The following is a 22,467-nucleotide window of genomic DNA, read 5'->3' as shown; positions in this document are numbered from 1 at the left end:
TTGTCGCAGCGACAAGGTCGCCGTGCCGTTCGGGTGTTAGCGTCCGAAACCGCCCAGCCTGGCGTGGCGGTTGACGTCCTTGTAGAGCAAATAGCGGAACCTGCCGGGCCCGCCGGCATAACAGGCCTGCGGGCAGAAGGCGCGCAGCCACATATAGTCGCCAGCTTGTACTTCCACCCAGTCCTGGTTGAGGCGGTAGACTGCCTTGCCTTCCAGCACGTAGAGCCCGTGCTCCATCACATGCGTTTCCGGGAACGGGATGATGCCACCCGGTTCGAAAGTCACGACGGTGACATGCATATCATGGCGAAGATCGAGCGGGTCGACGAAGCGGGTCGTCGCCCAGCGGCCTTCGGTATCCGGCATCGGATTGGGAGCGATGTCATTCTCGTTGGTGAAGATCGGCTCCGGCAGGTCCACGCCTTCTGCTTTCTCATAGGCCTTGCGGATCCAGTGAAAACGCGCGGTCGCATTGCCGTTGTTGCGCAATGTCCAGCCGCTCGACGGCGGCAGGAAGGCATAGCCGCCCGGCGTCATTTCGTGGCTTTTGCCGGCCAGCGTGACCGTGATCTCACCTTCGACCACGAACAGCACGCCTTCAGCCCCGCTGTCCGGTTCTGGCCTGTCACTGCCGCCGCCCGGTTGCACTTCCATGATGTATTGCGAAAAGGTCTCGGCGAAACCCGAAAGTGGGCGGGCGATGATCCACAGCCGCGTCTTATCCCAGCCCGGCAGATAGGAGGTGACGATGTCGCTGAATTCGCGTTTGGGGATGACCGCGTAAGCTTCGGTGAACACCGCACGGTCGGTGATCAGGTCGGTCTGCGGCGGCAATCCGCCCTTCGGCGCGTAATAGGTGCGATCGGCCATCTTTATAATATCCATCTGTTCAGAGCCTTGAACGCATGACCTTGCCGGAAAAGGCTGCAACTTTTTGCTTCGCTGAGCTCCGGCTTTGCATCATGCTCATGCCGGCAAAATGTCCTTGAGGCGCAACAGTGCGATGCGTTCGACCTGCTTGCAGGCAGTTTCGAATTCTTGGCCGCGGCTGTTGCCGATGCGGGTCTCGAACGCCGCCAGGATCTCTTCCTTGGTCCTGCCCTTCACCGCGATGATGAACGGGAAGCCGAAAGTGGTGACATAGGCGGCGTTCAGCTTGGAGAACAGTTCGCGCTCCTTGTCGGTCAGCGCGTCGAGCCCGGCCGAAGCCTGCTCCTTGGTCGAGTCCTCCGTCAGCCGCCTGGCCTGCGCCAGCTTGCCGGCGAGGTCGGGGTGCGCGGTCAGCACGCCGAGACGTTCGGCCTCGGAGGCCGAGCGGAAGGCGCGGCAGAGTGCGTTGTGCAGGCCGCCGGCGCTGTCATGCGCGGGCCCGAGTTCCAGATCGAAGGCACGTTCGGCGATCCAAGGCGAGTGCTCGAATATGCCTCCGAAGCGCTGCACGAACTCCTGCCGGTCCATGCGCGATGGGCGCAGGGCGGCCGGCTCGTAGGGATGATGTGCGCGCCAGTGGTCGGCGATGTCGATGCGGCGCGGCAGCCAGACCTTGTCGTGGCTCTTGACGTAGTCGATGAAGCGTTGGAGTGCGGCGGCCCGGCCCGGCCGGCCGATCAAGCGGCAATGCAGGCCGATGCTCATCATGCCGCCGCGTCCGGCCTTGCCCTCGGCGTAAAGCGTGTCGAATGCGTCCTTCAGATAGGCGAAGAACTGGTCACCCGAGTTGAAGCCCTGCGGGGTGGCGAAGCGCATATCGTTGGCGTCGAGCGTATAGGGGATGACCAACTGTGGCGGGATTGGCTTTCCCTGGCCGTCATGGTCGAGCCAGTAGGGCAGATCGTCGTCATAGGTGTCGGATATCCAGGCAAAACCGCCTTCGGCGGCCGCCAGCTTCACTGAATTCACCGAGGTGCGGCCGAGATAGAGGCCGGTTGGACGTTCGCCCACGACTTCCTTGTGCAGGCGGATCGCTTCGTCGAGGTCGCGCTTTTCGTCCGCTTCGTCGTGATCGCGGTAGTCGATCCATTTCAAGCCGTGTGAGGCGATCTCCCAGCCGGCGGCGTCCATGGCCGCGACATGGTCGGGCGAGCGGGCGAGTGCCGAAGCCACACCATAGACCGTCACCGGCACGTTTGCCGCGGTGAACATGCGGTGCAGCCGCCAGAAGCCGGCGCGCGCGCCATATTCGTAGATCGATTCCATGTTCCAGTGGCGCTTGCCCGGCCAGGGAGCCGCACCAACCACTTCCGACAGGAAAGCTTCCGAAGCCGCGTCGCCATGCAGGATGCAGTTCTCGCCGCCTTCTTCGTAATTGACCACGAATTGCACGGCGACATGGGCGCCACCCGGCCATTTCGGGTCCGGTGGATTGGCTCCGTAACCGCGCATGTCCCGTACGTAACGCATCATTCCTCCCTGCCGGTTGCTCTCCGGAAGTGGGCCCAAGATATCCAAAGGTTTGGGCGGCCATTACCACGAAATTTTTGAAAGTGCTTTTTGGTGCCGTCCGCTCGACCAGGGCTTATGCATCGCCTTTAATTGGCGCACAATTCATCACTATGTTCGATTGTACCGGAATGGGAGGCGGCAATTGGCGGAAACCTCGCACAATAATGGCGGGCGTCTGACGACGCATGTGCTTGATACGGCGACCGGCAAGCCGGCAGCCGGCCTGCTCGTCGATCTGTTCCGTCTCGACGGCGACAAGCGCACGCATCTGAAGTCAGTGGCCACCAACAGCGACGGCCGCTGCGATGCGCCGCTTCTGTCCGGTGACGAGTTCAAGCCTGGCGAATACGAACTGGTCTTTGCTGCAGGTGACTATCTGCGTCGTTCGGGCACCAAACTGCCTGAACCTGCATTCCTCGATATCGTGCCGATCCGTTTCGGCATGGCCGAGGCGAAGCATTATCACGTGCCGCTGTTGATCTCGCCCTACAGCTATTCGACTTACCGGGGAAGCTGAGCAATGGCCAAACTCAAGATCCGCTCCGAGCTGCGTTTCATCCTCAACGGCCGTGATGTCGCCCTGAGCGATGTTGCGCCCGACCAGACGCTGCTCGACTGGCTGCGGCTTTCCCGTTCGCTGAAGGGATCGAAGGAGGGCTGTGCCGAGGGCGACTGCGGTGCCTGTACGGTCCTGGTCGGCAAGCTGGTCGCCGGCAAGCTGGTCTATGAGAGCGTCAACGCCTGCATCCGGTTCATGGGATCGCTCGATGCCACCCATGTCGTGACGATCGAGCATCTCGCCACAGGCGACACACTGCATCCCGTGCAGCAGGCGATGGTCGATTTCCACGGTTCGCAATGCGGCTTCTGCACGCCTGGTTTCGTCATGTCGCTGTACGCGCTCTGGATGAAGTCTCCCGATCCTTCCGATGCGGAGATTGAAAAGGCGCTACAGGGCAACCTTTGCCGCTGCACCGGTTACGAGGCGATCATGCGTGCCGCTCGCGCTATTTCCAGCTACGGCAAGGCCGTCAAGGATCCGTTGCAGGCGGAACGCAAGGCGGTGATCGCGCGCCTGATCGAACTCCAGGACGGCTCTCGCCTCGAGGTTAGTGTCGGCAGGGATCGGTTCATCGTGCCTGCCGATGTCGATGACTTCGCCAAGGTACTGGAAGCCGAACCGCAGGCCACCATCGTGGCAGGGTCGACCGACGTCGGTCTTTGGGTAACCAAGCATATGCGCGACATTTCGCCGGTGGTCTTCATCGCCGCGATTGAGGGGCTGCGCACCATTTCCGAGAACGCGGGCGTTATCACGATCGGCGCCGGTGTCACCTATACCGAAGCCTTCTCCCTGCTTTCCAAGCGCATTCCGGCGCTCGGACCGCTCATCGACCGCATCGGCGGTCAGCAGGTGCGCAATATGGGCACGATCGGCGGCAACATCGCCAACGGCTCGCCGATCGGTGACACGCCACCGCCGCTGATTGCACTCGACGCCACGCTCACTTTGCGCAAGGGCAAGAAGCGCCGCACCATTTCGCTCGAGAAGTTCTTCATCGCTTACGGCAAGCAGGACCGCCAGCCCGGCGAGTTCGTCGAGGCCGTGCATGTGCCTGTCCCGGATAAAGGCGACAAGTTCGCGGTCTACAAGATCACCAAGCGCCGCGACGAAGATATCACCGCAACACTCGGCGCCTTCAGCCTGAAGCTCGCGAGGGACGGGACGGTGGCTTCGATCCGCATCGCCTATGGCGGCATGGCGGCGACGCCGAAGCGGGCGACCGCCGTGGAAAAGGCGCTTATCGGCAAGCCGTGGACCGAGGAGACGGTGGAAGCTGCGATGGAGAAATACGCCGAGGACTTCGCGCCGCTTACCGACATGCGCGCGACCGCCGAATATCGGGCGCTGGCGGCGAAGAACCTCTTGCTGCGCTTCTATATCGAAACCACCGGCACCAAGGCGCCATTCCAGGTGTCGCGTTACGAGGCGGCGTGAGATGACCAAACACACCCCAAACCTCCAGGCGCAGAAGATCGTCGGCGGCGTGCACACCGACCAGCGTCACGATTCCGCGCACAAACATGTCGCCGGCACCGCAATCTACATCGACGATCTACCCGAACCGGCGGGTACGCTGCATGTCGGTCTCGGCCTGTCGACCGTCACCCATGCCAAGCTGAAAAAGGTCGACCTGTCGGCCGTGCGTGCCGCACCCGGCGTGGTCGATGTGCTGACCTACAAGGACGTGCCCGGTGAAAACGACGTGTCGCCCAGCGGCATGCATGACGATCCGGTTTTCGCCGAAGGCAAGGTGCAGTTCCACGGCCAGCCTATCTTCGCAGTCGTCGCCGAGACGCGTGAAGCGGCACGAAGCGCCGCGCGGCTGGCCAGGATCGAATATGACGAACTGCCCGCAATCCTCAACATCTGGGATCTCGACCCGTTGAAGGACAGGCAGGTGGTGACGCCGCTGACCCTGAAGCGCGGCGATCCCGACGCAGCGATCGCCGCTGCTCCTCGCCGCATCAAGAACCGCATGAAGCTGGGCGGGCAGGATCATTTCTACCTGGAGGGCCAGGTTTCCCTGGCGGTTCCAGGCGAGGATGACGAGGTCATCGTCCATTGCTCGACGCAAGGGCCAAGCGAAACGCAGCACCTCGTAGCACATGCGCTCGGGGTGCCGAGCCACGCCGTGACTGTGGAAGTGCGCCGCATGGGCGGCGGCTTCGGCGGCAAGGAAACACAGGCCAACCAGTGCGCGGCGATCGCCGCCATTGCCGCCAAGAAACACAAGCGTGCGGTCAAGGTACGGCTCGACCGCGACGAGGACATGACCGCCACCGGCAAGCGGCACGACTTCGTCATCGATTATGACGTCGGCTTCGACGACGAGGGCAACATCCTCGGTGTCGACTTCGTGTTCGCGCTCAATGCCGGTTTCTCGGCCGACCTTTCCGGTCCGGTTGGCGATCGCGCGCTGTTCCACTGCGACAACGCCTATTTCTATCCGAACGTGCACGCCAAATCGGCGCCGCTCTACACCAACACCGTCTCCAACACAGCCTTCCGCGGCTTCGGCGGCCCGCAGGGCATGGTTGGCGCCGAGCGTGTCATCGAGGAGGTAGCGTTTGCCGTCGGCAAGGATCCGCTCGAGATCCGCAAGCTGAATTTCTACGACGCCATGGGTTCGGCAGGTGAACGCAACGTCACGCCCTATCATCAGAAGGTCGAGGACAACATCATCCACCGCATCGTGGCGGAACTGGAGGCAAGCGCCGACTATGCCGGCCGCCGTCGCGAGATCGCGGCGTTCAACGCCAACAGCCGCTTCATCAAGCGCGGCATTGCGCTCACCCCGGTCAAGTTCGGCATCTCCTTCACGAAGACCGAATCCAACCAGGCCGGCGCTTTGGTGCATATCTACAATGACGGCTCCGTGCATATGAACCACGGCGGCACCGAGATGGGGCAGGGCCTGCACCTCAAGGTCGCGCAGGTAGTGGCCGAGGAGTTCCAGATCGACCTGGAACGGGTCAAGATCACCGCGACCACAACGGCCAAGGTCCCCAACACCGCGCCGACGGCTGCCTCCTCCGGCGCCGATCTCAACGGCATGGCCGCCCAGAATGCGGCACGCCAGATCAAGGATCGGTTGATCGATTTCGCAGCGGAAAAATACTCCGTTCCGGCCGATCAGGTCGTGTTCCTGCCCAATCGGGTCCGCATCGGCAATCAAGAGATCTCCTTCAACGACCTGGTCAAGCAGGCCTATCTCAACCGCATCCAGCTTTCGGCGGCGGGTCATTACAAGACGCCGAAGATCCACTGGGATCGCGCCAAGGGCCGGGGCCATGCCTTTTATTATTACGCCTATGGCGCCGCTTGCTCGGAAGTCTCGATCGATACTCTGACCGGCGAATATGTCGTCGAACGCACCGATATCCTGCACGATACCGGGCGCTCGCTGAACCGGGCGATCGATACCGGCCAGGTCGAGGGCGGCTTCGTCCAGGGCATGGGCTGGCTTACCACCGAGGAATTGTGGTGGGACGGCAAAGGCCGCCTGCGCACGCACGCGCCATCAACCTACAAGATCCCGTTGGCATCCGACCGGCCGAAGATCTTCAATGTCGCTCTGACCGACTGGTCGCAGGCCTATGAGCCGACGATCCACCGCTCCAAGGCTGTCGGCGAGCCGCCATTGCCGCTCGGCATCTCGGTGCTGCAGGCGCTCTCCGACGCGGTGGCCAGCGTGGCAAATCACAAGATCAGCCCGCGCCTCGATGCACCGGCGACGCCGGAGCGTGTTTTGATGGCGGTCGAGCGGCTGAAGAAGGAAGCGCGCGGCGAGGTTTGAACCGGGCGCGCGGGCAATCCGACGCGACAAGTGTTATATTCCCAAGGTGGGAATGCGATCATGACCTCGAAAGTGCAGGATCTGAGAGAGTTTCTTGGCCACGTCGGCCCGATCGCGCTGGTTGAAGTCGCCGGCACGAAGGGATCGACGCCGCGCGAGAAGGGCGCCTACATGCTGGTCTCGCCCCAGGCGACCTATGGCACCATCGGCGGTGGTCAACTCGAATACATGGCCATCGACAAGGCCCGGCAAATGTCGGGTGTGTTGCCGTCGCGCAAAGGCGGGCAGCCAGCGGTCCATCGCATCGATGCCCAGGAAGTCTGCGCGACGCTCGATGTGCCGCTGGGGCCGGAGATCGGCCAATGCTGCGGCGGCCGCGTCGAGGTGCTGATCAGACTGGTGGACGGCAGCTTGGCCGCCGAATTGATCGCTGCTGCCGAAGCCGAAGAAGAGCATCTGCCGCATCTTTATATTTTCGGCGGTGGCCATGTCGGCAAGGCGCTCGCCGCCGCCGTCTCTTTGTTGCCCCTCCACGTGGTCGTCGTGGAAACGCGCGCCGAGGAACTGGAAGGCATCACCGAGGCGGTCGAGACCAGGCTGACCGCAATGCCCGAGGAAATGGTCCGGCAGGCGCCGGCGGGTTCGGCCTTCGCCGTGCTTACCCATGACCATGCGCTGGATTTCCTGATCGCTGCCGAAGCCCTGAAGCGTAGCGACGCCGCTTATGTCGGCATGATCGGCTCCCAGACCAAGAAGGCGACCTTCAGGAACTGGTTCCTGAAGACCGCCAATGGCTCTGAAATGGAGTTCGAACGGCTCGTCTCGCCGATCGGCGGCGACGCGGTGAAGGACAAGCGCCCGCCGGTGATCGCTGCACTTGCCGCTTCCGAGATGATGACGGCGCTGGTCCGGCATAGGGTCAAGGCAGGCGCGGACGCCGCCTGAGACAATCAAAAACGAATTGAGGCCATCAACACTTGTGGGCTGCTGGAGAAGCGGCTTAGATCGCTGCGCCAGATCGGGGAGAATGGGCTAGGGGGAGGACCAAATGGACTATTTGGTGTTTTGCGTTGTGATCGCTCCGGCAATCATTGGCTTGATAGCAGCGCTGGCTCTGGGGCCCAATCGCGGGATCATCATTGGTGCCATCGTTATGCTGGTGGCCGTCATCGTTCTGCTGTTCTTTCAGGTGACACCGCATGAATTCGGCAGCGCCATGGGGTTGATGCGTTTCGAATGGTATCGCTGGGCACCAGCTTTTCTCGTTGGGGCGGCCATCGGATCGGTGATTTTCCGTACGCGCAGGGGCGGCTGATCTTGCGCCGTTCATAAGGGGTCGCGCGGTCCCGCGCAGCCCCTATTCAAAATGATCGAGACGACTTCGCTATCTCGAACACCGACCCGTCAGCCTGCTTCTAACGTTCATTCTTTTTCCTGGGTGTGAGCCTCCAGGAACCACAGCGACTTGTCGAGCGCACGCGAATAGGCGGTGAAGATGTCGGCCGTGTCCGCATCGCCAGCCTCATCAGCTTCGTCGATTGCAGCACGGGCGGACTTCGCCACCGCCGCGTAGCGGTCGATCAGCGCCGCCAGGTGATCCTTGGTCTTGTGGATGTCGGTCGGATAAGGCGTCAGCGTGGTTGCCTTGGCGACGTCCTGCGAGGTGCCATGGGCCGTTCCACCAAGCTGCACTGCGCGTTCCGCGATGGTGTCGACATGTCCATCGAGCTCGGTGCGGAATCCATCCAGCATCTCGTGGATGGCGATGAACTGCGGACCTTTGACGTTCCAGTGCGCCTGTTTGGTGATCAGTGCGAGATCGATGGCTTCGGCGAGACGCGCGTTCAAGATGGCGATCGCGGTGGTGCGGGTATTGGATTTCAAGTCGTTCTTGGTCTGGAAATCGGCCATCGGAATCTCCTGTTTGTGGGGGGGCTTGCAGGATTGGCTAGCGGCGGAAGAGTTGCGCGTTCGCTTTTCCCGCGCAAGCCGCAACGAGCAGCCTGGCCCTATGGTTCCTCTATTTCCCGGCCAGGATGTCGCGGATGAGTTTCTGGCAGCGATCGGCCATGAAATCGAGCAGCAGCCGCACTTTCGGATCTTGCAGCTTCTTGTGCGGATAGACGGCTGCGAACTGCACTGGTGTCGGCGGTGTCTTGGGCAGAATGACCTGGAGTCGCCTGTCGCGGATGAACGGCTCGACCTCGAAGCGCGGCTTGTTGATGATGCCTCGGCCTGCCAGCGCCCATCCCGTGAGCACGTCGCCATCGTCGCTGTCGAAGGGGCCGTGCACTTCGAACTTCACCACGCCTTCCGGCATCTGCAGCGTCCAGAAGAACTCTCGGCTGCCGGGATAGCGTAGCATCAGGCAATCATGTTTCCTGCCGATGAGTTCGCTGGGATCAGTGGGTTCGCCGCGCGCCTCCAGGTATTTCGGCGAGGCGACCAGCACGCGCTCGCATTCCATGATGCCGCGCATCCTCAGCGATGAATCCTCTATCACGCCGAGCCGGAACGCAACGTCGATGCCTTCCTTCAGGATATCGACATTGTGATCCGAAAGGCGCAGACGCACCTCGATATCGGGATATGTGTCGTGGAAATCCGGAATGCCGGAGGCGATCAGTCGGCGTCCCAGCCCGAGCGGAGCGGTGACGCGGATGGTGCCGCGTGGCTGGCCAGAAAGGGCGGCGACCGCCGCTTCGGCCTCGGTAATGGCGTCCAGAACTTGTTTGGCGCCGGTGTAGAAGACGTTGCCATGCTCGGTCGGCATCAATTGCCGGGTCGTGCGGTTGAACAGACGCACGCCAAGATGCTTTTCGAGCTCCTTGATGCGGTTGGACGCAACGGCGGGCGAAATGCGCATGTCGCGCCCGGCTGCAGACAGGTTGCCCAGTTCGACGACGCGAACGAACACGGCGATGTTGTCGAGATAAGCCATTGTCCAGGGCGTCCCCTCTGCGCCTGATATTGATATGAGGCTACTATTTTCCAATTTTTTTTGAAAGTCATCGTGTTGCCCGCCTCTTTCGATTTGTGCGCCAGTCCGTAATGTCGGCTGATCGGCACGAAGGGGTGGAGCATGCTCGACTATGTGATTTTCTGGGATTGGGCAGCATTCGCGGTACGCTGGCTGCATGTCATCACCGGCATCGCCTGGATCGGCTCGTCCTTCTATTTTGTCGCGCTCGACCTTGGTCTGCGTCAGCGGCCCGGCCTGCCGGCAGGCGCCCATGGCGAGGAATGGCAGGTCCACGGCGGCGGCTTCTACCACATCCAAAAATACCTGGTGGCGCCGGCCGAAATGCCGGAACACCTGACCTGGTTCAAATGGGAATCCTACGCGACCTGGCTATCCGGCTTCGCCATGCTGGCAATCGTCTATTATGCCGGCGCGGACCTTTTCCTGATCGACCGCAATGTGCTCGACGTATCGGCGCCCGTCGCCATCCTGATTTCGCTCGCCTGTCTGGCTTCCGGCTGGATCGTCTACGATCTCCTGTGCCGCTCGCCGCTGGGCAATCACGATACGCTGCTGATGTTGGTGCTCTATGCGATCCTGGTATTCATGGCCTGGGGCCTGACGCAGCTTTTCACCGGCCGCGCCGCTTTCCTGCATCTTGGCGCCATCACCGCCACGATCATGTCGGCCAACGTCTTCATGATCATCATCCCGAACCAGAAGATCGTGGTTGCCGACCTCATCGCCGGCCGCAAGCCCGATCCGAAATACGGCAAGATCGCCAAGACCCGCTCGACGCACAACAACTATCTGACGCTGCCGGTGTTGTTCCTGATGCTGTCGAACCATTATCCGCTGGCGTTCGGCACGCAGTTCAACTGGATTATCGCCTCGCTTGTGTTTCTGATCGGCGTCCTGATCCGCCACTTCTTCAACACCCAGCATGCCCGCAAAGGCAACCCTACCTGGACTTGGGCAGCTGCTGCCATCCTGTTCGTCATCATCATGTGGTTGTCGACCGTGCCGAAGGTGCTGACCGGCGAGCAGAAAGTGTCGTCGGCTGCAGAGATCTTCACGGCCTCTACGCATTTCCCGGCGGCTCGCGATGCCGTTCTCGGCCGCTGTTCCATGTGCCACACCCAGGAGCCAGTCTACGAAGGCATCTATCACGCTCCGAAGGGCGTGATCCTGGACAGCGACGCGACGATTGCCGAACACGCCCGCGAGATCTATCTGCAGGCTGGCCGCAGCCATGCCATGCCACCCGGCAACGTCACCCAGATCACCGACCAGGAGCGAGCACTGCTGGTCACCTGGTTCGAAGAAGCCGGCAAGAAGAAATAGGCATCGTCGGCGGGAATGCCGTTCGATCCGTTTCGCTGACACCTCTGCTCGGGCGATCGATGGGTGAAGCTCGGGCAGCAATACCATCTCCTCGTTCGGGACGGAGGTGTCTGCGAAGCGGATGGCGAAGCGAAATTTGAAACGGAAGCGGAAATGACCACAACACTCCTGCGCGGCCGCACCCTGTCTTTTCTCCGATGGCCGGAGACGATCGACGATCGTTCGGCCTATGTCTATGAGGAAGATGGCGCCGTTCTCGTCGCCAACGGCAAGATCGTCGCCTCGGGTCCTTATGCCGAGATCTCAGCACGGGCGGGTTCCGGCGCGCGGGTAATCGATCATCGGCCGCATTTGCTTTTGCCCGGCTTCATCGACGCGCATGTGCATATGCCGCAAATGCAGATCATCGCCAGCTATGGCGCCGAACTGCTCGACTGGCTGAACACCTACACGTTCCCGGAAGAGTCGAAGTTTGAAAACGCACAGCATGGCCGCCGCATTTCCCGGCTGTTTCTCGACGAGATGATCCGCCAAGGCACGACGACGGTGGCGGCCTATTGTTCGGTGCACAAGCAGTCTGCGGAAGCCTTTTTTGCCGAAGCCTATGATCGCGACATGCTGGTGATCGCCGGCAAGGTGATGATGGACCGCAATGCGCTGGAAGCCGTGCACGATACGCCGCAATCGAGCTACGACGACACCAAGGCGCTGATTGCTGCCTGGCATGGAAAGGGTCGTGGCCTTTACGCGATCACGCCGCGCTTCGCCATCACCTCCACCCCGGAGCAGCTGGAAATGGCGCAGGCACTCGCCCGAGAGCATCCCGACCTGCATATCCAGACGCATCTCTCGGAGAACCATGCCGAGATCGCCTTTACCCAGGAACTCTATCCCTGGTCGAAGGACTACACCCATATTTACGAACATTATGGCTTGATGGGGCACAAGACACTCCTCGGCCATTGTATCCACCTCTCCGAGCGCGAGGCTGATGCGCTGTCGGACGCTGGCGCGGTGGCTGTCTTCTGTCCGACTTCGAACCTTTTCCTTGGCTCCGGCTTGTTCGACTACCAGCGCTATCGCAGCCGCGAAAAGCCGCTGCGCATTTCGACGGCGACCGACGTTGGCGGCGGCACCAACTATTCGATGCTGCGTACGATGGACGAGGCCTATAAGGTGATCGCCCTGCAAGGTGAAAAGCTCAATCCGTTCCAGTCCTTCTGGCAACTGACCCGCGGCAATGCCGAAGCGTTGTCGGTGTCCGATCGTGTCGGTACGCTGGAAGCTGGAACCGACGCCGATATCGTGGTGCTCGACAGCCAGGCAACGCCGCTGCTGCAGCTGAGATCGGAACGCATCAATTCATTGGCCGAGGAACTGTTCCTGCTGCAGACGGTCGGCGATGACCGTGTCGTGCGCGAGGTTTATGTCGCCGGAAAGCCGGCCAAGAGCGAGCTATTGGTAGCGAATTCCTGATCTGCCCTTGACCCAAGGGCAGTTTGCCGTAAACGCGGATGGACATACGTGTTTTCTGGGAGGAAGCATGGCCGCGAGTGAGGATATCGAGACGATCAAGCGTCAGGAGGCGACGCTCGTCTTTGAGAGGTTCGACGAAGCTGCCGCATTCGAGATCGGCAATGCGATTCGTGGGCGGGCGCTGAGGGAAGACCTGCCGATCATCGTCGACATCCGTACTTTCGACCGGCCCCTGTTTTATGCTGCCATGCCTGGCTCGAACGCTTCCAATCCCGATTGGGCGAGGCGCAAGATCAATGTCGTGAAGCGCTATCTGCGCAGCACCTACCGCATGGTCTTGGAGCAACAGCGTCCCGACCGCACCTTCAAGGTCGGCGAGGGGCTGGATATCTCGGAGTATGTCCTTGCCGGCGGCGGCTTTCCGGTCACCGTCAAGGGCGCCGGCGTCATCGGCGTGATCGCCGTTTCCGGATTGCCGGAACGTGAGGACCACAATGTCGTGGTCGACGCCTTGTGCGTCCATCTCGGTGCCGATCGTGCCAAGCTCGCTCTGCCGCCTTCTGGCGATTGACGTCCTCATCCGCCGCTAAACACAAGGCTTCTCCATGACCCTCGATCCGAAGGCTTTCCTCACCTCGATCTTCGAGGCTGCCGTGGCCGCGGCGGACCCTGAGCTGACGATCCGCAAGCATCTGCCGGCAAAACCCAAAGGTCGCACCATCGTCATCGGCGCGGGTAAGGGTTCGGCCCAGATGGCGGCAGCCTTCGAGAAAGTGTGGGACGGACCGATCGAAGGGCTGATCGTCACACGTTACGGCTACGGTGCGCCGACCAAACAGTTGGAGGTGGTCGAGGCCGCTCATCCGGTTCCCGACGCTGCCGGTCTTGCTGCTGCGAAACGCTTGCAGGAAATCGTCTCAGGTCTGAGCGAGGACGACCTCGTCGTCGCGTTGGTCTGCGGCGGTGGCTCCGCGCTGTTGCCGGCGCCGGCTGGCAGTCTGACGCTGGCTGACGAGATCGCCGTCAACGAGGCGCTGCTTGCTTCCGGCGCACCGATCTCGGCCATGAACACGATCCGCAAGCATGTCTCCACCATCAAGGGCGGGCGCCTTGCCGCTGCCGCATGGCCGGCCAAGGTGGTGTCGCTGATCGTTTCCGACATTCCTGGCGACAATCCTGCGCTTGTTGCTTCAGGGCCCACCGTTCCAGACGCGGCCAGCCGCGCCGATGCGCTCGCTGCCATCGCAGCTTACGGCATGAAGCTTCCGGATGCTGTGATGGCGCACATCAACTCCCAGGCTTCTGAAGCGCCGCGTCCGGATGATGCGAAGTTCGCCCGCAACGAGGTGCATGTCATCGCCTCTGCCGCCGTCTCGCTTGAAGCGGCGGCATCGGAAGCGAAGCGCCAGGGCGTCGAAGCCGTGATCCTGTCCGATGCGCTGGAGGGCGAGGCGCGTGAAGTGGGTTCGGTGCATGCCGCGATCGCCCGCGAAGTTGCCACGCGGGATCGGCCTTTCAAGAAACCGGTGCTGATCCTGTCCGGCGGTGAAACCACGGTGACTTTGCGCGCCAAAGGCAAGGGCGGCCGCAATTCGGAGTTCCTGCTTGCCTTTGCCATTGGCATCGATGGCGTCGAAGGCATCGATGCTCTGGCAGCCGACACCGACGGCATCGACGGGTCGGAGGACAATGCAGGGGCGTTTTGCAACGGCTCGAGCGTGACACGCCTGCGAGAGGCCGATGTGGACGCCAAGGCGATGCTCGCCGGCAACAATGCCTGGACAGCCTTCAACGCGGTGAACGACCTTTTCGTGCCGGGGCCGACCGGCACGAATGTCAATGACCTCAGGGCGATCCTGGTGCGCTAGCTGCGAGGCCACTGCAGAGGTGCCTACACCTCATGCAGGTAGAGATGATAGTCCAACTCGCTGACCGTACGGGCGACGCGCAGATATTCAGCCCATTTGATCTCGACGAATGTCTTGTGCAGATCCGGTCCGAGCGCTGTGCTCAGAAAGGATGAGCCGCGTGCGGCGTCGATCGCGGCCCGCCAGTCAATGGGCATCTTGGTTTTGGCCTCGCCTGCGGCTTCATAGCCGTTACCGGTGACCTCCGGGCCGGGATCGAGTTTTTCATCAAGCCCCTTGGCAACCCCTGCCAGAATGGTTGCGGCGACCAGATAGGGGTTGGCGTCGACCCCAGAAGGCCGGTGTTCGATGCGCCGGTTCTTGGCATTGCCGGCGGGCACTCGCAAGGCCACCGAGCGGTTGTTGACGCCCCATGTCGGGGCGACCGGGGCGTAGGATTGTGAAACGAACCGGCGCCAGGAATTGGCGTGCGGGGCGAACACCAGCATGGATTCAGCCATCGTCTCGGCGAGCCCGCCGAGTGCGTTGAGCAGCAGGGGCGACCATGTGCCAGGTGTTGCCTCGGTGAAGACATTCTTGCCGGCGCCATCCAGCAAAGAGACATGGAAATGCATGCCGGAGCCGGCATATTTTTCGATCGGCTTGGCCATGAAACAGGCGGTGACGCCATGGCGGCGGGCCTGCATGCGCACGATCCGCTTCAGCATGATGAGATCGTCGGCGGCGCGCATCACGTCCTTGCGGTAGTTCAGCGTCAGCTCGTATTGGCCCGGCGCATATTCTGAGATCACCGTTTCGGCCGGGATGCCTTGCGCCTTGGCCGCGGCGTAGATGTCGGAGAACAACGGCTCCATGCCGTGCAGATGGTCGACGGAATAGACCTCGGTCTTGCCGCTGCGGCGCCCGTCGAGCACGGCATTGGCCGGCTGCACCTTGCCGTCGGCGTCACGCTGGTTGCTGAGCAGGAAGAATTCCAGCTCGAAGGTGCCGGCCGGATGCAAGCCCTTGGCTGCCAAGGCTTCGACTTGGCGGGCCAGAGCATGGCGAGGGTCCGAAGTCATCGGCTCGCCGTCGAGATGGTACATCGCCATCAGGACCTGGCCGCGTGGAGGATTGGTGCCGTGAAGCGGCACCAATGTGCCGGGGATCGGCCAGGCGCGCAGGTCGCCGTCACCGGAATCCCAGATCAGGCCGGTTTCGTGGACATCCTCGCCGGTAATGTCGAGGCCGAGGATCGAAATCGGCATATGGCGGCCGCTTTCGTAAACGCCGGCCAGTTCATGGCGGCGCAGGATCTTGCCGCGCCCCACACCGTTGGCGTCGGTCAGCACGATGTCGAAGGCTTCGATTTCAGGATGGGCATCAAGGAATGCCGTGGCCTCGGCAGGCGTCGAGCCGGAAGGTGAAGTCATGGTTGCACTCTGCAGGGTAGAGCACTTTGTAGCCAAGTGGAATCACTTGGCGTTACAAGAATGCGGCGAAAACAAAAACTTGGAGCGTTTCCGCGTTTCCGTGAAAAACGGAAACGCTCTAGTTGTGTGGCTTGTCTCATGCGGCGAGCTTGGCGGCAACATCGGTGAAGGCAGCGATCAGCCGTTTCACCTGTGCCGCCGTTGTAACCGGCGAGACAAGCATCATGTTGTGGAACGGAGCGATCAGCACGCCGCGATTGACCAGCGCGACATGGACGGCCGCTTCCAGTTCCGGTGCATGCGCGCCTTCGGCTTCCGCGCCATTGCCAAGCGGGCCGGGTGCGCAGATGAATTCGATGCGGGCGCCGACGCGCATGACATGCCAGGGCAGGCGATGACGTTTTATCGCGGCTGCCAGCCCCGCCGCGAGTTTGCCCGCGAGCCGTTCCATATGGGCGTAGTTTTCCGCAGTCATCACCTCTTCCAGCGTGGCGCGCATGGTGGCGAACTGCAGCGGATTGGCCGAGAGCGTCGTACCCATTCCGGAATAGCCGGGCTCCTTGCTGCGGTTGTAGGCGGCATAACGCGAGGCCACGTCTTCGCTCATGCCCCACACACTTGCCGGTATGCCGCCAGCCACCGGCTTGCCGAGCACGAACAGATCGGGATCGAGGCCATGGGTCTTGGTGTAGCCGCCGCGACCAGTCGAAATCGTGTGCGTCTCGTCGATCAAGAGCAGCGTCCCCGCCTCGCGGGTGAGACGCCTGAGCGCTTCGTGGAAACCGGGTTCCGGCAGCACCATGCAGGAATTGGTCAGAACCGGCTCGGTGATGACGCAGGCCACGTCCTTTGCCTTCAGGGCTGCTTCCAGCGCCGTCAGGTCGTTGAACTCGACGATTTTGGTGCGCTGTGTCAGGTCCCGGAACTCGCCGGCAAGGCCAGGCCGGTTGATCGGTTTGCCATCTTTCATGCGCACCATCGTCTCGTCGACCGAGCCGTGATAGGCGCCATTGAAGACGAGGATCTTGTCACGGCCGGTGACGGCGCGTGCGACGCGCAGCGCGAAACGGTTGGCGTCCGTGGCGGTGGTGGCGATCTGCCAATAGGGCAGGCCGAAAAGCTCCTGCAGCAGCGTGCCGACGGCAAGTGCATCCTCGGACGGCAGCATGTAGGTGAGTCCACGACCAGCCTGCTTGTGGATGGCGCGGGCGACCGGCGCCGGCGAATGGCCGAACATCGAGCCGGTGTCGCCGAGGCAGAAATCGTCCAGCTGGTTGCCGTCGACATCGGTGATGGTGGCGCGTCTGGCGCTTTCGACCAGTATGGGGAAGGGCGTCGGCCAGTCGGTCATCCAGTGCATCGGTACACCGTCGAAATAGCCGGCGATGCCGTTGCCTGTACGAGCCTGCGATTTCGGACGGGCTTTTCGGAAAATCTCTGCCTCTTCTGCTTGCAATTCGGCGATGCGCTTGGCGTCAATGCCACCGATGATGTTGCTCGAACCTTTGCTTATGCTCATTCACTCCCCCTGTTGGCGCGGACGCACTCTAAGCAAATGCGATCGACGACCGCAATTGGCTGCGTTGAAAAGAGTGCTGATTCAGCGCTTTTGTTGCAAATTTGGATAGAAAAACTGCATTGTTGATGGCTGCTTAGTTGCCGTGCATGGCCGCGATGGCGCGGCGCATCAGCACCAGGAAAATCTCCCTTTCCTCATCGCTGAAATCGGCCAAGGCGGTTGCATTCTGAGCACGAGCCTCTGCAATGGCAGGGGCCTGCAGCGCTTTTGATTTTTCCGTAAGATGAACGGATTGCGAGCGGCCATCGCTCGGGTTCGACCGCCTTTCAATCAGCCCGTCGCGTTCCATGCGCGTCAGCGTGTTGGCCATCGTCGCCTGCTCGACGTCGAGGCGACGCACCAGTTCGCTCTGGGTTAATCCGTCCTCGTCCCAGAGCGCGAGCAAAGTCATGAATTGCGCCGGCGCCAACCCCAGCGGGCTGATGCGCTTTTGTAGGCCCTTGGCGAACAGGCGTGCCATCTGATTGGCCAGGAAGCCGGCCGAGCGTTCTTTCTGGAATCTCATGGTCTAGGAATAGCTATTGAATAGCATGCTATGCAATGATATATAGCATGCTATTCAAATCGGGAGATCGCAATGAAAGCGAAGATCCACGCGACGGCTGGTGCCGTCGCGCTGATGACCGTTGCCTGTTTCTGGCTTTCAACGGTGGCAGCTGAATTATCTGGCAACTTGGCTGCTGTGGCAGCCGTGAAATCGGGCATACTGACCGGTATGCTTGTGCTCATTCCGGCCATGGCCTTGGCCGGAGCTTCCGGTTTTTCGCTGGGCAAAGGCTGGAGGACCCCCATCGTCCAGCGTAAGAAGCGCCGCATGCGGTTCATCGCCGCCAACGGCCTGCTGCTCCTGTTGCCATCTGCCTACATGCTTGCAAACTGGGCGGAGCTGGGCCGTTTTGATGCTGCCTTCGTCGCCGTGCAGGCGCTCGAACTCGCGGCTGGAGCGACAAACATCATCCTGCTGTCGCTCAACATGCGTGACGGGATTGCGCTGCGTTGCAGAAGCAGCTCACGTGCTGCGTAAGATCAGGCAGTGATGTCGATGATGCCGCAATCACCCACGGCACTGCCGAAGGCCAGCCGGCGCTCGGCTTTATCCCAGGTCAGGGCGGTGATGGCGCCCTTGCCGGGGCGGCGCAGCATGACTTCCTTGGCGTCCTGGAAGCGGGCCGCTATGACCATGCCGTCTTCGTAGCCGATCGCAACGACCTCTTCGCTCGGATGGCAGGCGACACAGGTGACCATGGTGTTGCCGCGTGTGCCGAGTTCCAGCGGCGCCTTGCCCATTGGCCCGTCCTTGGCCTGGAAGGGCCAGACGATCGCCGCCGGTGCGCCGGAACTGGCCAGCCACTTACCACGTGCGCTCCATGAGAGGCTCTTTACCTTGGCGGGATAGCCGGACATGCGCATATGTTTGGCATCGGCCAGTTTCCAGCCATGCAGGGCATTTTCCTGCATGGTGGTGACCAGGAAATTGCCATCGGGCGAGAATGTCACACCGGTATGCGCACCGGCCCATTCCAGTTCCGTCGGCTTGCCGTCGGTGGCCGGGAAATGCAGCGTGGCGCCGTTGTAGCGGGCAACGGCGATGCGCATGCCGCGCGGTGCGAAGGCCAAGCCTTCGACGGTGCGGGGATGCTGGAATTCCTTTACCTTGCCATCCTTGAAACGGACGAAAGCGCTCTTGCCGGCGCCATAGGCTATCGCTTCCTGTGGACCGGCGGCGACAGCGCTGATCCACTTGCGGCCGGCTGCGGCCAGTTCCTCGACAACGCCTTCCGGCTTGACCGAGAAAACCTTGCCGTCCTCACCACCGGTGATCAGCCGCTCGTTTGCCTGATCATAGACAGCTGCCAGCAGGCCATCATTGGCTTGAACGGTCTTGTGGCCATTGTCCAGCCTGTGCACCGCGCCATCGGCAAAGGCGAAATGCGGTACGTCGCTGAGGAAAACGGCGGCGACGCAATGACCGTCGATATCAAGCGGGGCGACTGTGGGCATCGGGCAGAAATTCCATGCGATATTTCGGACAGGCCATCAAAAACAGCCCCTCATCAGCTGAAAGCCGGTGAGGGGCTTACTCGACCTTGCCGGTGCAGGCAAGAAAAGTGCGGCGTCTTATGCCAACGGTCACACCGACAGACCGCTGGAGCGCGCGACTGCGCGCCGCGCCCGTTGGCGCGAAAGCCACGCGGCCCTGATGGGCCGAACCGGCGATTCCAGCGTCCTGGATATGGCTACATCCAGGACCACAAACACTACGCCGCCTGGCAGGCGTCGAAGCTCGACTTCAGCCGCTCGGCATCGAGCTTGCGGCCGATGAACACCAGCCGGCTCTCATGTTTCTCGCCGTCCTTCCAGGCGCGTTGGTGATCGCCTTCGATGATCATGTGCACGCCCTGCAACACATAGCGATCCGGATCATCCTTCAGCGCGATGATGCCTTTCAGGCGCAGGATGTTCGGCCCTTCCATCTGGGTGATCTTCTCGATCCAGGGGAAAAACTTTTTCGGATCCATCTCGCCGCCTCGCAGCGAAACCGATTGCACCGTCACGTCGTGGATCGGCGAGGCGTGGTGGTGATGGTCATGATCGTGGTGGTGATGATCGTGGTCATGATGGTGGTGGTGATCGTGGTCGCAATCCGGACCGCATTCATGATCGTGATCGTGATCATGCGCTTCCAGAAAATGCGGGTCGTTCTCCAGCGCGCGCTTCAGGTCGAAGGCGCCGCGGTCGAGCACTTCGGTCAGGGCTACGCCGGAGCGCTGCGTGCGGTGGATTCGGGCCGACGGGTTGATGGCACGGATGGTCGCTTCGACGGTTGCAAGCTCTTCCGGCGTCACCAAGTCGGTCTTGTTCAGCACGACCACGTCGGCGAACGCAATCTGGTCCTCGGCCTCCTTGGAATCCTTCAGGCGCAGCGGCAGGTGCTTGGCGTCCACCAGCGCCACCACGGCGTCAAGCTTGGTCTTGGAGCGGACGTCGTCGTCCATGAAGAAAGTCTGTGCGACCGGTGCCGGGTCGGCGAGGCCGGTGGTCTCGACCAGGATGGCATCGAAGCGGCCCGGGCGGCGCATCAGGCCTTCCACTGTGCGAATGAGATCGCCGCGCACCGTGCAGCAGACGCAGCCATTATTCATCTCGTAGATTTCCTCGTCGGACTCCACGATCAGGTCGTTGTCGATGCCGATCTCGCCAAACTCATTGACGATCACGGCATAACGCTTGCCATGGTTCTCGGAGAGGATGCGGTTGAGCAGCGTCGTCTTGCCCGCGCCGAGATAGCCGGTCAGCACGGTTACGGGAATCTGCGTCTGTGTCTCGCTCATGTCGGGGCCTCGAAGGGAAATTTCCCTCCATATAGGACGTCGTTCGGGCTTTTGCACCTGCCAAACCACTGATCCAGACAGGTCTGCTGTCATCGGCTGGGCGGGCATTTTGCAATGCAATAATGCTTTGTCATCTAACTGAAATAATGATCTGTCATTAGCCACGGCGAATGTTGCGTGGCTTGCCGGCAAAGCGGTTCGTTGGCCGGCCTCTTTGAACACTGATTGCCAATCCGAACGCCGCGGCTATTGTGCCGGTTTCGGCGCGGTCCAGGAGACTGACCATGGCCAAGGCTGACAAAAGTGCAACGATGAGCCGGCTGCATTCTGCGGCCAGATTGGCAAGAACAGCACTTGCCGCGCGTTTGCTCGCGCACGGCTTCTATGCCGGGCAGGATCAGATCATGCTGGCGCTGAGCCGTGAGGACGGCCAGACACCCGGCACGCTGGCAGATCGACTGGGCGTTCGCCCGCCCACCATTACCAAAACGATCAACAGGTTGCAGGCTCAGGGCTTCCTGGAGAAGCGTGCCTCCAATGCCGACGCGCGCCAGGCGCATATCTTCCTGACCGATTCAGGCCGCGAAACCATCCACGCCATCGAGAAGTCGGTGAAGAAGACCGAAAAGCAGGCGCTGCGTGGTCTCGACAAGAAAGACCAGAAGACGCTGTTCAAGCTGCTTGCCCGCATCGAGGCGAACCTGTCGGATGAAGAGATCGTGCTCGCCGACGAGGACGAGGACGAGCAGGAAGTCCGGGCCGCGGTCGCGGTCTAAGCGGCGGCCGGGATTACGTCCGGCCTTTCCCCACGGATAAGCGTCGACCAGCGCCCCGGTGTCAGGCCGAAAGCCTTTTTGAATTGGCGGTTGAAATGGCTCTGGTCGCTGAAGCCGGCAGCGGCGGCGATCTCGGCCAGCGGTGTTCCGACCGCCATCATCCTCTTGGCCTGTTCCAGCCGCCGCATCACCAGAAAGCGATGCGGGCTGGTGGAAAAGGCGGCGCGGAAATGCCGTGACAGTGCGTAGCGGTCGAGGCCGGTGACGGTCTCTAACTCTTCCGATCGGACAAGATCCGACGCGTTTTCCTTCAGATAGTCGCGGGCGAGAGTCACTGCACGCCAGGCGGTCTTGCCCAATGGTTTGGCAGGCCGTTTCGCATGCCGCAGCATGAAGCCCGCAAGCCGAGCCGTGAAATCGTCCACGAACAGTTCGTCCAGTTCCTGGTCCAGTTCGCCAAGCGCACTGGCGAGCGTGGCGCGGAAGCCGGCGTCGTTGACGATGCCGTCCGGTACGAAGGGAAGCGGCGCACCACCCACGGCTTCTGCAAGCAGCGATGGTTCCAGATAGAGCATGCGGTAGCGTAGGCCGTTCTCCGTTCCAGCGCCGCCATCATGCACTTCGTCGGGATGCAGTACGATCAGCTGGCCAGGCAGGCTGTGCCGCACCGCGCCGCGATAATGAAAGCTTTGGACACCGCATAATGTGACACCGATCGCATAGGTGTCATGGCGATGCGGATCGAAGACCGGACCATGGAACCACGCCTCGATCCGCTCGAGGCCTGTCGTGGCAGGTGCCTGCACGATGCGGTCGCCGCTGTCGTTTGCGCACAAACGTCCAAGACCTTGGAAGGCCTCGGCAGCTAGATCGGGGAGATTCATCTCACTCATCGGAACCAAATATAGGAAGCTG

At 61.6% G+C, this 22,467-nt stretch carries 21 protein-coding genes; 11 read left to right on the top strand and 10 right to left on the bottom strand.

What is annotated here, in order from left to right:
- Window positions 1-36 precede the first annotated feature (36 nt).
- Together L4923_RS11510 and puuE are read right to left on the bottom strand one after the other, a co-directional pair.
- Window positions 37-870, bottom strand: a complete 834-nt coding sequence (locus tag L4923_RS11510; RefSeq protein ID WP_239364994.1) for a bifunctional allantoicase/(S)-ureidoglycine aminohydrolase — start codon at window positions 868-870, stop codon at window positions 37-39.
- A gap of 96 nt (window positions 871-966) precedes the next feature.
- The gene (gene puuE / locus L4923_RS11505; RefSeq protein WP_239364992.1) at window positions 967-2,400 is read right to left on the bottom strand and encodes an allantoinase PuuE; all 1,434 of its coding nucleotides are present in this window, start codon (window positions 2,398-2,400) and stop codon (window positions 967-969) included.
- Between the two features lie 184 nt (window positions 2,401-2,584).
- Here puuE and uraH point away from each other — a divergent pair, with 184 nt between their 5' ends.
- From uraH to L4923_RS11480, 5 genes are all read left to right on the top strand, one after another.
- Window positions 2,585-2,959: a hydroxyisourate hydrolase gene (gene uraH / locus L4923_RS11500; RefSeq protein WP_239364990.1), complete on the top strand. Its 375-nt coding sequence runs from the start codon at window positions 2,585-2,587 to the stop codon at window positions 2,957-2,959.
- Between the two features lie 3 nt (window positions 2,960-2,962).
- On the top strand, window positions 2,963-4,441 hold the full coding sequence (gene xdhA / locus L4923_RS11495; protein WP_239364987.1) for a xanthine dehydrogenase small subunit: 1,479 nt from the start codon (window positions 2,963-2,965) through the stop codon (window positions 4,439-4,441).
- 1 nt (window position 4,442) lies between these two features.
- Window positions 4,443-6,803, top strand: a complete 2,361-nt coding sequence (gene xdhB, locus L4923_RS11490) for a xanthine dehydrogenase molybdopterin binding subunit (protein ID WP_239364985.1) — start codon at window positions 4,443-4,445, stop codon at window positions 6,801-6,803.
- Between the two features lie 60 nt (window positions 6,804-6,863).
- Window positions 6,864-7,748: a xanthine dehydrogenase accessory protein XdhC gene (gene xdhC / locus L4923_RS11485; RefSeq protein ID WP_239364983.1), complete on the top strand. Its 885-nt coding sequence runs from the start codon at window positions 6,864-6,866 to the stop codon at window positions 7,746-7,748.
- A gap of 103 nt (window positions 7,749-7,851) precedes the next feature.
- Entirely contained in the window at window positions 7,852-8,118 is a 267-nt protein-coding gene (locus L4923_RS11480) for a hypothetical protein (protein ID WP_239364981.1), read from the top strand.
- Between the two features lie 107 nt (window positions 8,119-8,225).
- Here L4923_RS11480 and dps read toward each other — a convergent pair whose 3' ends face one another.
- Window positions 8,226-8,714 carry a DNA starvation/stationary phase protection protein Dps gene (dps, locus tag L4923_RS11475; protein ID WP_239364979.1) on the bottom strand — a complete coding sequence of 163 codons (489 nt, stop codon included), beginning with the start codon at window positions 8,712-8,714 and terminating at the stop codon, window positions 8,226-8,228.
- A 109-nt stretch (window positions 8,715-8,823) separates the two neighbouring features.
- A complete protein-coding gene (locus L4923_RS11470; protein ID WP_239364977.1) occupies window positions 8,824-9,744 on the bottom strand; it encodes a LysR family transcriptional regulator in 921 nt (306 codons plus the stop codon).
- Window positions 9,745-9,885: 141 nt separating this feature from the next.
- Between L4923_RS11470 and L4923_RS11465 the strand changes: the two genes are divergently transcribed.
- The 4 genes from L4923_RS11465 to L4923_RS11450 all read left to right on the top strand — a co-directional run bounded on the left by L4923_RS11465 (window position 9,886) and on the right by L4923_RS11450 (window position 14,453).
- Window positions 9,886-11,109, top strand: a complete 1,224-nt coding sequence (locus tag L4923_RS11465; RefSeq protein WP_239364975.1) for a urate hydroxylase PuuD — start codon at window positions 9,886-9,888, stop codon at window positions 11,107-11,109.
- Window positions 11,110-11,262: 153 nt separating this feature from the next.
- Entirely contained in the window at window positions 11,263-12,585 is a 1,323-nt protein-coding gene (gene guaD / locus L4923_RS11460; protein WP_239364972.1) for a guanine deaminase, read from the top strand.
- 67 nt (window positions 12,586-12,652) lie between these two features.
- Entirely contained in the window at window positions 12,653-13,156 is a 504-nt protein-coding gene (locus tag L4923_RS11455; protein ID WP_239364969.1) for a heme-degrading domain-containing protein, read from the top strand.
- A 34-nt stretch (window positions 13,157-13,190) separates the two neighbouring features.
- Complete coding sequence (locus L4923_RS11450; RefSeq protein WP_239364967.1) at window positions 13,191-14,453, top strand: glycerate kinase type-2 family protein; 1,263 nt, start codon at window positions 13,191-13,193, stop codon at window positions 14,451-14,453.
- 23 nt (window positions 14,454-14,476) lie between these two features.
- On the opposite strand, the gene L4923_RS11445 is transcribed toward L4923_RS11450, so the two are convergent.
- The 3 genes from L4923_RS11445 to L4923_RS11435 form a co-directional block, all read right to left on the bottom strand.
- The gene (locus L4923_RS11445) at window positions 14,477-15,865 is read right to left on the bottom strand and encodes a glutamine synthetase family protein (protein WP_239364965.1); all 1,389 of its coding nucleotides are present in this window, start codon (window positions 15,863-15,865) and stop codon (window positions 14,477-14,479) included.
- A 136-nt stretch (window positions 15,866-16,001) separates the two neighbouring features.
- On the bottom strand, window positions 16,002-17,384 hold the full coding sequence (locus L4923_RS11440; RefSeq protein WP_239364963.1) for an aspartate aminotransferase family protein: 1,383 nt from the start codon (window positions 17,382-17,384) through the stop codon (window positions 16,002-16,004).
- Between the two features lie 133 nt (window positions 17,385-17,517).
- Window positions 17,518-17,949, bottom strand: coding sequence for a MarR family winged helix-turn-helix transcriptional regulator (locus L4923_RS11435; RefSeq protein ID WP_239364962.1), 432 nt, complete (start codon window positions 17,947-17,949; stop codon window positions 17,518-17,520).
- 72 nt (window positions 17,950-18,021) lie between these two features.
- Here L4923_RS11435 and L4923_RS11430 point away from each other — a divergent pair, with 72 nt between their 5' ends.
- Window positions 18,022-18,468 carry a hypothetical protein gene (locus L4923_RS11430; RefSeq protein WP_239364961.1) on the top strand — a complete coding sequence of 149 codons (447 nt, stop codon included), beginning with the start codon at window positions 18,022-18,024 and terminating at the stop codon, window positions 18,466-18,468.
- 2 nt (window positions 18,469-18,470) lie between these two features.
- Here the strand turns inward: L4923_RS11430 and L4923_RS11425 are convergent, their stop codons facing one another.
- Entirely contained in the window at window positions 18,471-19,445 is a 975-nt protein-coding gene (locus tag L4923_RS11425; protein WP_239364960.1) for a WD40 repeat domain-containing protein, read from the bottom strand.
- 257 nt (window positions 19,446-19,702) lie between these two features.
- Entirely contained in the window at window positions 19,703-20,776 is a 1,074-nt protein-coding gene (locus L4923_RS11420; protein WP_239364958.1) for a CobW family GTP-binding protein, read from the bottom strand.
- A 284-nt stretch (window positions 20,777-21,060) separates the two neighbouring features.
- On the opposite strand from L4923_RS11420, the gene L4923_RS11415 reads away from it, so the two are divergent.
- Window positions 21,061-21,552 carry a MarR family winged helix-turn-helix transcriptional regulator gene (locus L4923_RS11415; RefSeq protein WP_239364956.1) on the top strand — a complete coding sequence of 164 codons (492 nt, stop codon included), beginning with the start codon at window positions 21,061-21,063 and terminating at the stop codon, window positions 21,550-21,552.
- On the opposite strand, the gene L4923_RS11410 is transcribed toward L4923_RS11415, so the two are convergent.
- The gene (locus L4923_RS11410) at window positions 21,549-22,436 is read right to left on the bottom strand and encodes an AraC family transcriptional regulator (RefSeq protein ID WP_239364954.1); all 888 of its coding nucleotides are present in this window, start codon (window positions 22,434-22,436) and stop codon (window positions 21,549-21,551) included. The two genes, L4923_RS11415 and L4923_RS11410, sit on opposite strands and share 4 nt — an antisense overlap.
- Window positions 22,437-22,467 lie beyond the last annotated feature (31 nt).

Origin of the sequence: Terribium retamae (assembly GCF_022347545.1) — a bacterium.
Taxonomy (GTDB): Bacteria; Pseudomonadota; Alphaproteobacteria; order Rhizobiales; family Rhizobiaceae; genus Mesorhizobium; species Mesorhizobium retamae.
The sequence above is the reverse complement of the archived record's forward strand: the minus strand, read 5'-3'. Positions and strand labels throughout refer to the sequence as shown.